Source organism: Streptomyces sp. NPDC046887 (genome assembly GCF_040644755.1).
GTDB lineage: Bacteria > Actinomycetota > Actinomycetes > Streptomycetales > Streptomycetaceae > Streptomyces > Streptomyces lichenis.
This window is the reverse complement of the sequence record NZ_JBEYXH010000008.1, coordinates 125616-138261: the sequence shown is the minus strand read 5'-3', so window position 1 is coordinate 138261 and position 12646 is coordinate 125616. Positions and strand designations below refer to the sequence as shown.

The 12646-nt window shown below is 74.9% G+C and carries 5 protein-coding genes; all 5 read left to right on the top strand.

The window, feature by feature from the left end; genetic code table 11:
• The first annotated feature begins 258 nt into the window (after positions 1 to 258).
• A complete protein-coding gene (locus ABZ945_RS11110; protein WP_361266962.1) occupies positions 259 to 6393 on the top strand; it encodes an SDR family NAD(P)-dependent oxidoreductase in 6135 nt (2044 codons plus the stop codon).
• Positions 6394 to 6636: 243 nt separating this feature from the next.
• A complete protein-coding gene (locus tag ABZ945_RS11105) occupies positions 6637 to 8721 on the top strand; it encodes a 3-hydroxyacyl-ACP dehydratase (RefSeq protein ID WP_361266960.1) in 2085 nt (694 codons plus the stop codon).
• Entirely contained in the window at positions 8718 to 10340 is a 1623-nt protein-coding gene (locus ABZ945_RS11100) for a PfaD family polyunsaturated fatty acid/polyketide biosynthesis protein (protein WP_361266958.1), read from the top strand. The genes ABZ945_RS11105 and ABZ945_RS11100 overlap by 4 nt, the downstream gene beginning before the upstream one ends.
• An 83-nt stretch (positions 10341 to 10423) precedes the next feature.
• Positions 10424 to 11290 carry a hypothetical protein gene (locus ABZ945_RS11095; protein ID WP_361266956.1) on the top strand — a complete coding sequence of 289 codons (867 nt, stop codon included), beginning with the start codon at positions 10424 to 10426 and terminating at the stop codon, positions 11288 to 11290.
• A gap of 33 nt (positions 11291 to 11323) precedes the next feature.
• Positions 11324 to 12622: an aldehyde dehydrogenase family protein gene (locus ABZ945_RS11090; protein WP_361266954.1), complete on the top strand. Its 1299-nt coding sequence runs from the start codon at positions 11324 to 11326 to the stop codon at positions 12620 to 12622.
• Positions 12623 to 12646 lie beyond the last annotated feature (24 nt).

The following is a 12646-nucleotide window of genomic DNA, read 5'->3' as shown; positions in this document are numbered from 1 at the left end:
TTCTTCGATCCGAATAACCGCCTGAATGCCCGTCAGAACACCCACTCAACGGGACCGGTAATCATCGAATAATTCCAGGCGCCCATTCCCTCTGCCCCCCGGAGACCGCGGGGAATTCCGGGTGTCGGAGTGCGCAAGCCCTGAAGGGCGGGCTACAGTGCCGCTTCTGCGTGGAGAATGCCCAGGCTCGTCCGGTTCGCACGGACGCCTTGGATGAAAATCCGACAGGACGGCGACCCCGGTGAGGATCCAATCAAGATGAATGATTTTCGTCTCGCCAGAACCCAGATCGCCATCATCGGAATCGCCGGCATGTTTCCCCAGGCGCACGATGCCAGGGAATTCTGGCGGAATATCATTCTCGGACGGGACTGCATCACCGACGTCCCGGAGAAGGCGTGGCGGATCGCGGACCACTACGACCCGGACCCGTTCGCGGAGGACAAGACCTACGCGCGTCGCGGTGGCTTTCTGCCGCCCGTGGTCTTCGACCCCGCCGAGTTCGCGATGCCCCCGGCCTCCCTGGACGCCATCGGCCTCGTACAGCTGCTCAGCCTGCGGGTCGCGCGCGATGTGCTGGCGGACGCCCGGTGCGACCGGTCCGCCTGGTACGACCCGGCGCGCACCGGGGTGATCCTCGGGGTGTGTGGGCAGAACACGACCATGTTGCCCCTGGGCGCACGGCTCTTCGCGCCTGTGGTGCGCGAGTCCGCGCTCAGCTGCGGGCTGTCCGAGCGGGACGCCGACGAGTTGGTGCGGAGAGTGAAGGCGGCCTGGCCGTCCTGGACCGAGGACAGCTTCCCCGGGGTGCTCGCCAACGTGGTCTCCGGGCGCATCGCCAACCGCCTCGGACTGGGCGCCGCCAACTGCACGGTCGACGCGGCGTGTGCGAGCTCGCTGGCTGCGTTGCGCATGGCCGCCAGCGAACTGGTCGAGCATCGCGCCGACCTGATGATCACGGGCGGTTGCGACGCGGACAACTCGGTGTCGACCTTCATGTGCTTCAGCAAGACGCCCGCGCTGTCACCGAGCGGCCGGGTCCGGCCCTTTGACGCCTCCGCCGACGGGACCCTGCTCGGTGAGGGCATCGGCATGCTGGCGCTCAAGCGGCTCGCCGACGCCGAACGCGACGGAGACCGGATCTACGCCGTACTGCGCGGGCTGGGGAACTCCAGCGACGGCCGGACGTCGAGCATCTACGCCCCCAGCGGCGAAGGGCAGATCGAGGCGCTGCGCCGCGCCTATGAGGACGCCGAGGTGCCGCCGGGTTCCGTGGGGCTTGTCGAGGCGCATGGGACGGGCACCGCGGTGGGTGACGCGGTGGAGCTGGGCACGCTGCGCACCTTCCTGGGCTCCTCGCCGGCACCGGTCGCCATCGGCAGTGTGAAGTCCCAGATCGGCCACACCAAGGCGGCCGCCGGAGCGGCCGGCCTCATCAAGACCGCGCTGGCCCTGCACCACAAGGTGCTGCCGCCGACCATCAACGTCGACACGGTCAACGAGGCGGCCGGTGAGGGCGGGCTGTATGTGAACACCCGCACCCGGCCGTGGGTGCTCGATCCCCGCCACCCGGTGCGGCGCGGGGCGGTCTCCGCGTTCGGGTTCGGCGGGGTCAACTTCCACGCGGTCCTGGAGGAGCACCGTCCCTCCGAGGACGGGGTGCGGGTCTGGCACGGCACACCCAGGGTGTTCCTCTGGCACGCCCCGGATGTCCCGGCCCTCCTGGACCGGTTGCGCGAGGACACCGAGCCGGACACCACCGCGGAGATTCCGCCCGGGCACGCCCGGCTGGGAGTCCTCGCCTCGGACGACGCCGAGCGTGCCTCGGCGGTGGCACGGGCCGTCGCGCACCTGGAGAGCGAGCCCGCGTCGGACAGCTGGGAGCTGCCCAGCCGGGCCCACTACCGGCGTTCCGCACTGCCGGCCGGCACCAAGGTCGCCGCCCTCTTCGCCGGACAGGGCAGCCAGTACCCGGACATGGGGCTCACGGCTCTCACCTCCGTGCCGTCCGTCCGGGCCGCGTTCGACCAGGCGAACGCCCTGTGGACCGAGCCGACACCACCCGGCGGCACCCTCGCCCAGGTGGTCTTCCCCGCCCCCGGACGTACCACCGCTCGGGACACCACCGCGGCGCTGCGGCGGCCCTCCTACGCCCAGGCGGCCATCGGCGCGCTGGCCATGGGCCAGTACCGGTACCTGGCGGAGTCGGGTTTCGCCCCCGACGGGGTGCTCGGGCACAGCTGCGGCGAGCTGTTCGCGCTCTGGGCGGCCGGCAGTCTGGACGACGCCCAGTGCCTGGCCCTCACCCGCGAGCGCGGCCGGGCGATGGAACCGGCGGAGGAGGAGGACGCCGACCTCGGGGCGATGGTCGCGGCGCGGCTGTCCACCGGTTCCTGGGAGCGGCTGTCGGCGGACCACCCGCTGCTGGCCCTGTGCAACACCAACGCCCCCGACGAGCTGGTCATCGGCGGCCCGACGGCGGCTGTCGAAGCGTTCGAGGAGCAGTGCCGCGACCGCGGGGTGGCCGTGCACCGGCTTCCGGTCGCGGGCGCGTTCCACACCCCTCTGATGCGGAGCTCCGCCCGCGCGTTCGCCGAGGCCGTCGCCCGTGTGCGGGTCCTGCCGCCGCGCGTCCCGGTCTTCGCAGGCGCGCCGGACGCCCGGTACGGACCGGACCCGGACGCCAACCGGCGGACCCTGGGCGAGCAGATGCTGCGCCCGGTCGACTTCGCCGGGCGCGTACGGCAGCTGTACGCCGACGGGTACCGGGTGTTCGTCGAGTTCGGCCCCAAGCAGGTGCTGACCCGCCTGGTCCACCGCACGCTCGGGGACGGCGCCGTCGAGGCCTTCGCCACCGACACCGGCCCCGGCACGGACAGCGCGGCGGCCCTGAAACTCGCCGCGCTCCGGCTGGCGGTACTCGGCCGGCCGATGAGCGGCATCGACCGCCACGAGGCGCCGCCCGCTCCGCCGCGACCCGCGCCGTCCCCGGTCGCCCGGCTGCTGGAGGGGGCGTCGTTCGCGGTCGAGGCCTGCCGGCCCGCGTACGAGGAGGCGCTGGCCGAAGGGCACCGCCGCCGTACGCCCGAGCCCGAGCCCGAGCGGACCGCGGAGCCCGTCGCCGCCGTCGCCCTGCCGGAAGGGGCCGGGTCGGCGGCGGAGGAGCTGGCACGCGCCGCCGCCGACCAGCTCGACCTGCACACGGAGTTCCTGCGGGGCCAGCTGCGGACCGCCGGCCGGCTGACCGACCTGGTGACCGGCACCGCCGGGACCGCACCGGACCGGGCGCTGCTGAGCAGGGTGGAGGCCGTCAAGGAGCACGGCCTGGCGCTGAGCAGGGCCCATATCCGGGCGCAGGAGGTGATGCTCGCCTTCGCCCGGCTGGGGCTGGGGGACCGGGCCGCCGCCGACACGGCGGAAGCGGGCGTGACGGACCTTCCGGTGGTGGAGGTCCCCGAGGGCACGCTGCCGCCTCCGCGGGCCGGCGACGCCACGGCCCCGCCCACCGCGACTGCGGCCCCTGCCCCTGCCCCTGCCACGGCCACTGCCCCTGCCCCTGCCCCTGCCGTACCGGAGCACTCCGCCGACAGCACGGACCCCGCCGGGGACGGCGCCTCGTTCCAGGCGATGGGTGTGGAGGAGGTGGAGCGGTGCCTGCGGGAACTGGTCGCGGAGAAGACCGGATACACCTTCGACATGGTCGCCCCCGACCTGGACATCCAGACCGAACTGGGCATCGACTCCCTGAAGCAGGTGGAGATCGCCTCGGAGGCATGGCGCCGCTACCCCTTCCTGCCCCGCGAGGAGATCTACCGCTTCGCCCAGGCGCGGACCGTCGGTGAACTCGCCTCCCTGCTGATGGAGGTGGCCTCGGGGCCGGCCGCGCCGGGCGAGGCGCCCACCGAACCGGTCCCCGTGGGCCGGGGCTTCCTCGTGCCGCGCCCGCTGCCCGAGGCGGACGTCCTGCCGGACCCCTACGGCCCCGACCCCTCCGCCCTGGTGGTCGACGACGGCGGTGCGCTGGCCGGCGCGGTGGCCGCGGCCCTGCGCGACGCGGGCTGGAGCGTACGCCGCCTGGCCCTGCCCGGGGCGGACGGCGGCGAGGCGGGCGGAGACGACCAGGACCGGTGGCAGCTCGCCGACTGGCGGGAGGAGACCCTGCGCGGCCGGGTCGCCGACGCCCTGGCCGGCCGGGAGCGCCTGGACCTGTGTGTCGTGCCGGTAAGCCGCGAGGCGGGGCAGGCGGACGTCGCCGAGGCGGTCACCCGCCTGGGCCACACGGTCCTGCTGGCCAAGCAGGTGGTGCCCGCGCTCCGGAAGACCACCGCGGCGGGCCACCGGGCGGGGTTCCTCACCGTCACCCGACTCGATGGCACCCTCGGCCTGGCCGGGTCCCTCGGGGAGCCGGTGGCGGCCCTGTACGGCGGCCTGGGCGGTCTGGTCAAGGCACTCGGCGTCGAGGAACCGGCCCTGTTCTGCCGTGCGCTGGACCTCGCTCCCCGACTGGCGGCACCGCAGGCGGCCGAGCGCCTGCTGCACGAGATGGTGGACGCCGCGCCGGTGCCCGAGGTCGCCTGGGACGGCGCGCGGCGCCAGACCCTCACCGTATCCACCGCGCCGTCCGCCGCCCTGCCCTCCGCTCCCCCGCCGTCCGCGGCGCTCGCGGCGCCCGGGCCCGACGATTTGCTGGTGGTCACCGGCGGGGCGCGCGGCATCACCGCCTGGTGCGCCTCCGCGCTGGCGGCCGAGCGGTCCTGCGGCTTCGTCCTGCTGGGCCGCACGGCTCTGCGGGAGGAACCCGAGTGGGCCGGGCACCACGACGACCCGGCGGCCCTCACCGAGGCGCGCCTGGCGCGGACGGTGTCCGAGGGCCTGACCGCCGACGCCGCCGATGCCCGTGAGGAGGCCGAGGCCTGGGCGCACCGGATCGTCCAGCAGCGGGAGATCCGGGCCACGCTGGCCGAACTGCGCGCCCACGGGGTCGAGGCGTCGTATGTGGCCGCCGATGTCGCCGACGCGCCGGCGGTCAGGGCGGCCCTCGCCCCGTACGCGGACCGGGTGACCGGGGTGATCCATGGCGCGGGGGTGCTCGCCGACGCGCCCCTGGCGGCGAAGACCGCCCAGGGCATCGCCCGGGTGGTCGACACCAAACTCACCGGGCTGGTGAACGTCCTGGCCGCGCTGCCGGCGGACGAGCTGCGCCACCTCGTCCTGTTCACCTCGGTGTCCGGCATCTATGGAAACGGCCGGCAGACCGACTACGCGATGGCCAACGAAGCCCTCAACCGCTTCGCCTGCGCCTGGCGGGCGGAACACCCCCGGTGCAGGGTCGCCGCCCTGGCCTGGGGCCCCTGGCGCGGCGGCATGGCGTCGCCGGAGGCCCAGGCCCTGTTCACCCGGCTCGGGGTCCCGCTGCTCAGCCCGGAGGAGGGTGTCGCCCACTTCCTCGGGCAGCTGACCGCCGAGAGCGCCGAGGGCGAAGGCGACCCGATCGTCGTCCTCGGCCCCCTGCGGTCGGTCTTCACCCCGTCCGCACTGCCCCCGGGCGGTGTCCAGTTGCTGCGCGGTCTCGACCGCCTGGGCGAGGAACCGGTCCTGCGGGACCACAGCATCGACGACCGCCCGGTGCTGCCCATGACCGCCGCCATCGGCTGGGGCGTCAACGCCGTGGAGCGGCTGCGCCCCGGCCGGATGGTGACGGAGGTCCGCGACTTCCGCGTACGCAAGGGCCTCGTCCTCGACGGCTCGCAACCGTCCCGCGCCCGCGTCGCCCTGGTTCCGCGGGACGGAGCCGACCCGGCCGTCCACTTCACCGTGCACGACGAGGGACGGAGCGCCCCGGCACCGCGCTACGAGGGTGTCTTCGGCTCACCGGTGCTCACCCCCGTACCGGCGGACCCCCCGCGGCTGCCGCACCCGCCCTCGTACGCGGACGCCAACCCGGCCTACCAGGACGGCTTCCTCTTCCACGGCCCCCTGCTGCGCGGCCTGGGCCCGGTGCTGAGCGAGGACGACACCCGGCTGACCACGGCGGCCCGCCTCTCCGATCCGCCGCTGGCCGCCGGAGCGTACGGCAGCGCTCTCTACAGCCCCGCGCTCGCCGACCTCCTGCTCCAGACGGCGGCCCTGCTCGGACGGCGGCTCTGCGGCCACCGGTGCCTGCCGGTGGCGGTGGACCGGGTGCGGCTCTACGCGCCCCTTCCGGACGGCGAACCGTTCACCATCACGGCCGAACTGCTGGAGCGCGGCCCGCTCCAACTCACCTGCGACGTCACGGCCCACGACGAGCAGGGCCGGGTGCTCCAGCACTGGCACGCCGTCAAGGGCATCGTGGCCGCCCCCGAACTCGGCAGCCGTGCGGCATGGCCCGCGCCGCGTCCGGACGCCCCGTAGCGCCGCGGCGCCCACTCCCCCGTCCGCCGTCCGACCCTGCGAGAGAGCATGGAAGACCTCACGTTCGACGGCCCCGTGCCCGTCATCCCGTGGTGGACCGGCGCCGAGGAGGCGCCGCGCCCCGCCATCTCGGCCCCGCGTCCCCCCGAGTCTCCGGCGCTTCCGGCGCTTCCGGCGCTTCCGGCGCTTCCGGCGCTTCCGGCGCTTCCGGCGCTTCCGGCGCTTCCGGCGCTTCCGAGGGATGTGACCGCGGCCGGGATCACCGGCGAACTGGCGCGGTCACTCCGGGCCGCGCACCAGGCCGCCCTGCGTACGCACGAGTCCTTGCAGCAGTGGCTGCTGGCAGCCGAGGACCGGCCCTCCGCCGGGCCGGAACCGTCCGCCGGCGGCACCGCGCTGCGGGCCACCGTGGACTGGAACCGCCAAGCCGGGCCTTCCGGCATCACGGGCCTGCGGGTCGTACCCGCCCGCTCCGGGCAGCACCGCTGGGAGCTCCGGCAGGACGGAAGCCCGGTGGCCGAGGTGAGCGGCCGCACCGGCGCGGCGGCGCTGCGGCAGCCCTGGCCCGACCGGACCGTGCCGTGCCCGGAGGACCGGTTCCACCCCCTGGTCCGGACCGGGCCGCGCGACCTCGGCCGGGGCGACCTCGCTCTGCTGGCCGAGGGTGCCTGGGGCTCCGTGTTCGGCCCCGCCTTCCAGCCGGCCGACTCCCCCGAGGGTGGCACCGGTTGGACCGGGCCGGTGGATTTCTCGCTGCTCGACGACGTCACCCTGCACGGACCGGGAGCGGGCCGCTACCGGCAGGGCCGGGTCAGGGCGACCGTCGCGTTCGGAGTCCAGGCGCCCGAGACCGCCGTGGCCTGCCTGCTGAGCGCCACCTGGCAGGCGCTGGCTGTCCACGCCCTCCACCTCGGCCTGCAGCTGTGCCTGCCCCGGCCCTCGCTGATCCCCTGGACCGGGGAGCCCACCCATGTCGAGATGGTGCGTCCCGGCAGTCGTTCCGGGCCGCTGACCCTGACCGCCGATATCGCGCGGGCCGGTCTGGTGCCCCGTCCGCATGTCGTCGCGGACGTGTGCGTCACCGACGCCGAGGGGCACCGGGTGGCCCGGCTCCATGCCGCGGGCTGCGAACTGCGAGAGCCCGCGGGGACGGTCCTGGCCCCGGCACCCCGCGGCCGATCCCCACGCCGCGACTCGACGGGGGAAGGGGTCTACGCCCATGAGCTCCATATGGCCCATGCCGCGGCGGGCGATCTCGGCGTCACCTACGGCGCCTCCGCGCACCGCTCGGCGGGCCTGGTCAGGCCGCGGCTGCCGAGCGGCGGCATGCGGATGCTCCACCGCATGGCCGACCCACCCGGCGAACGCGGAACGTACCCGGTCGGATCGGCGTACACCACCGAGTACGACGTCCCGGAGCAGCCCTGGTACCTCCGGGACAACGCGGGGACCGTCCCCCACCTGGCGTACCTGGAGGTCTCCCTGCAGGCCGCCGCGTTCGTCGGAGCCGCGCTCGGCGCCAGCACCGAGTACCCGGACGAGGCATGGACCGTCCGCAACCTGGAGGGCCGCGCCCGGCTGCTGCGCCACGCGGACCTGCGCGGGCGCACGGTGCGCCAGCGGACCACCCTGCTGGCGCACACACCGCTGCCGGGAGCGGTCCTCCAGCGCTACGGCTACCGGCTCGCCGTCTCGGACGAGGCCTGCTACGAGGGGGAGGCCGTCCACGGGTTCTTCACCCTGCCCGTCCTGGCCGAGCAGCAGGGGATGGACGCGGGGCGCCGGATCCCTCCCTGGCTGCGGCGGCAGGACCCGTCCACCACCCGCGTACGGTCCTTCGACGCGGAGTGCGGCGACCACCCGGCCCGCGGCCGGCTCGCCTTCCTGGCCGGTGCCGAGGCCGAGTTCGTCCCGGGCGGCGGGCTCCACGGGCTGGGCTATCTGCTCTGCTCCAAGCCGGTCGACCCTGATGACTGGTACTTCGGCCGGCACTTCCTGGGCGATCCGGTGATGCCGGGCTCCTGCGGGATCGAGATGCTCGTCCAGATGACGGGGGCCTGTCTGAGCGGCACCGGAGCGATCTCCGGCGACCGGCTCGCCGAGCTGCGCCCGCTCCCCGGGGCCGAGCTGCGCTGGACCTACCGGGGGCAGATCCAGCCCCACCACCGCGAGGTGCAGGCCGAGGTGCACCTCCGCGAGGTGGTACGGGACCAGGACGGCCTCACCGTGCGCGCCGAGGGAAGCGTGTGGCGCGACGGGCTCCGGGTGTACGCGGTGGACGGCATCGCGCTGCGCGCGCCGGCGCGGCCCGAGGAGGAGGCGGTATGACCGTGTACGTGGAAGCTGCGGGCGTCCGTTCCGTACTGGCCGCGCTGGACCGGCCCTGCTACGTGGTGGAGGCGGGCGGGCGCGTCGGGGTCAGCGCCGACCGCCCCGGTCAGGGCTCCGGCGCGCGGATCCTGGCGGTGGCGCCGCCGGTGGACGTGCGCAACCTCGGGGCGTCGGCCTTCCTCGACCGCCACCGGCTGCGGCACCCCTATATGGCCGGATCGATGGCGGCGGGCATCTCGTCGGTGGAGCTGGTCACCGCGCTCGCCCACGCCGGCCACCTCGCCTCGTTCGGGGCGGCCGGGCTCGCCGCCGACCGGGTCGAGACGGCCGTACGGCGGCTGCGCCGCGAGCTGCCGGACCTGCCCTGGGCGAGCAACCTCATCCACAGCCCGGCCGCCCCGCGAGCCGAACGGGACACCGTCGAGGTGTATCTGCGCAACGGTGTGACCTGTGTCGAGGCCTCCGCGTTCATCGCGCCGACCCGCGAGCTCGTCCGATACCGCGCCACCGGACTGCGCAGCGCCCCCGACGGCGGGGTACTCGCCGGCAACCGGGTCATCGCCAAGGTCTCCCGGGCGGCGACGGCCGAATCCTTCCTGCGCCCCGCGCCCGCCGAGCTGGTGGCGGACCTGGTCGCGGACGGCCGGCTCACACCCGAGCAGGCGGCCCTCGCGGCGCGGGTGCCGCTGGCCGACGACATCACCGTGGAGGCCGACTCCGCCGGCCACACCGACCGGCGCCCCCTGGTGACCCAATTGCCCCTGATCATCGCCTTGCGGGACCGGGAGGCGAGGTCCGGCAACCCCGGTGGCACCGTGGCGATCGGAGCGGCGGGCGGCATCGGGACCCCGCAGGCGGCGTTCGCGGCGTTCGCCATGGGAGCGGCCTACATCGTCACCGGCTCGATCAACCAGGGCTGTCTGGAGTCGGGGACGTCGCCGCAGGTCAAGGCCCTGCTCGCGACGGCGGACATCGCGGACTGCACTATGGCCCCGGCCGCCGACATGTTCGAGATCGGAGCCGAGGTGCAGGTGCTCAAACGCGGCACCCTCTTCCCCGGCAGGGCCGCCTGGCTCCACCGGCTGTACCGCGCCCACTCCGGACTCGACGACCTCCCCGTGGCCGACCGCCGGCGCCTGGAGGAGCAGATCCTGCGCCGCCCGGTCGAGGAGGCCTGGCTCGACGTGGCCGGCTATCTGCGCCGGCACCGGCCCGGCGAGGCGGACCGGGCGGACCGCGACCCGAAGGCCCGGATGGCCCTGCTGTTCCGCTGGTACCTGGGCCTCTCCTCCCGCTGGGCGACCAGTGGCGACCCGGGGCGTACCGGGGACTACCAGATCTGGTGCGGCCCCTCGATGGGCGCCTTCAACGACTGGACGCGCGGGAGCAGTTGGGAGGACCCCCGCAACCGCCGGGCCGCCGATGTCGCGGACGCCCTGCTGCACGGGGCCGCCTACCACAGCCGGCTGGCCCACCTGCGCCTCGCCGGAGTGCGGCTGCCCGCCTGGTGCACCGCCTACGCGCCCACCGACGGGGTCGGCCCCGGCCACGCCCCGGCCCACACCACTCCGTCCGCCGCCCCGGCCCCCCGTACCCCCCGCCCCGTACCCGCCTGACCCCGGCACCACCAGCGCTCATCAGCCCCGCCAGCCCCATCAACCCCATCAACCCCGTCAACCCGGGAAGGGAGGTCGCACCCATGGTGCAGGTGGACGCCTTCTGGTCGTACGCCATCGGGGCGGGCTGCGCACTCGCCACGGCCGAGCAGCTTCACGGGGCCCGCGACGACGCCGCGCGCCTGGCGCGTGTACGTGACCGGCACCTGCTCGCGACCGTGCTGTTCATGGGCGTGCTCTTCACCCCCATGGGCATGTGGCTGGCCACCCGGTTTCCCGCCTGGGAGACCATGTACGCCGTCCGGGAGCTGCCGCCCTGGGGCATGGCCCTCTTCAGCGCGGGCACCACCCTCTTCAGCGCGCTGGGGTACTGCGGTACGCATGCGCTGCTGGTACGCGGCAGGGTGTGGCCGGCCTTTCTCCAACTGCTCGGCGCCTACACCGCCGTGTTCTTCGTCCTCATCCACGGCTGGGACGGCACGGGCGCGCACCGCTTCCTGGCCCCGGCAGCGGCGGACTTCCCCCACGGCCCGCCCACCGCGTCGGAGTTCACCCACTGGCTCGGATCGCCCGTCGCCGCCACCCTGCTCGGCATGGGACTGGTGCTGATCCCCGCGCTGCTCTGGTCGAACGCCCGCGCCCACACCGCCGGGGCGCGCGGCTGCGGATCCCCCGCCGTACGCGTCCGCCGGCTGCCCGGACTGCGTGCCGTCTGCCAGGTCCTGGCCCTCATCCTCGGGCCCTGCCTCCTCGCCGCCGTCGCCGCCTCCGCCGCGGTGACGGCGGCCGGCGTCCTCCTGGGAGGAACGGCCTGGGGCGCCGCCGCCTGCGTCCTCCTCCGCCCGGCGGGAACCCTGGCCCGCACCTGCCGTCGTATCGCCCTCCCCAGCGTCCACGCCCCTTCGCCAACCGGGCCGGCCCCCACCGCGCCCCGCCCCGCGAGCACCTAGCGCGCACCGCGACCTCCCACCGAAAGCCCCACCATGCGACCACCCATCCCCACCTACCGGCAGCTGCTGGGCCCCAGGATGCGCGCGGCCATCGAGGCCGGCACCACCGCCGGCGCCTCCCGCGAGGGGATCACCGTGAGCGGCCCGGTGACCGGGCACCCCCTGCCGGCGGTCCCCCTCTGCTCACCGGCCGACGCGCGTCACGCCGTCACCCGGGCACGCCAGGCCCATACCGCCTCCGGCCCGGCCGACCCGGCCGAGCGGCGGGACTGGGCCCGACGACTGCGCACTCAACTCACGTCGTGTCGAGCCGCGTTGCGTGATGTCCTCACCCAGGGCAGCGGCCTCGCACCCGCCGACGCCGACGCCGAGTGCCGGGAGGCCGACCGGGTACTGCGGGCCGGGACGGCCCCCCACGGCCTCTTCCGCACCCGGCAACCACGCCGCACACCCCGTACCGAGGCACCACCGCCGGCCGTGGTCCTCTCCCAGGTGGACGGCGCGCGACCGCTGGCCTCGCTGCTCGAAGGCGCGCTGCCGGCCCTGCTCCGGGGCAGTACGGTGATCACCGAGCTCGACGCCATGAGCGCGCCCGCCGCCCTGATCGCCACCACGCTGGCGCACCAAGCCGGACTGCCGCCGCCCGCCTGGCAGTTGGCCGTGCACGGTCCCGCCGGCAGCCCCCAGGCGCAAGCCCTGCACGCCGTCCTGGCCGAGCACACCGACGACTCCGCGCCCCAGTGCTGCCCCCGCCCGCTGGACGAGTCGGGCCGGCCCCGCCCACCGGGCCTCCTGGTGCTGCGTCACGACGGCCATCCGGTGACGGCCGCCCGATGCGCCGCCCGTGCGTGCTTCGGACGCACCTGCCTCAGTTGCGCCGCGACCCCGCTGATCGCCGTGCACCGGGATCAAGCCGGTCCCTTCCTCCGCGCGTTCACCGCCGAGGCCGCCGCTCACCCCGTAACACCCTCTCAACTGGCCCTCACCCGCCAGGCACAGCTCAGGGACTGGTCCGACTCCGCCATCACCGCCGGCGCCCGGCTCCACCCCCTGCCTCCGCCCACCGACTCCTCCTCCCGATCGCCGAAGCCGATCATCCTCCTCAACCCCTCGTCACTGCGCGCCCTGCCCCACGAGGTCCCGCGTGGTCCGATCGCCCTGGTCACCGTGTTCACCCACTGGTCCGAAGTCCTCGACGCGGCCCGCCGCACCGGCAACCACCTCAGCGTCTTCACCCGGACCAGGACCGCGCAGCTGGCCCCTCAGTTCGCCTGCCTGCCGGCCACCCGTATCCGCATCAACCAGGCCCCCCGCCCAGGCCTGCTCCCCTGAATCCCCCCGAATCCCCCCCGAATC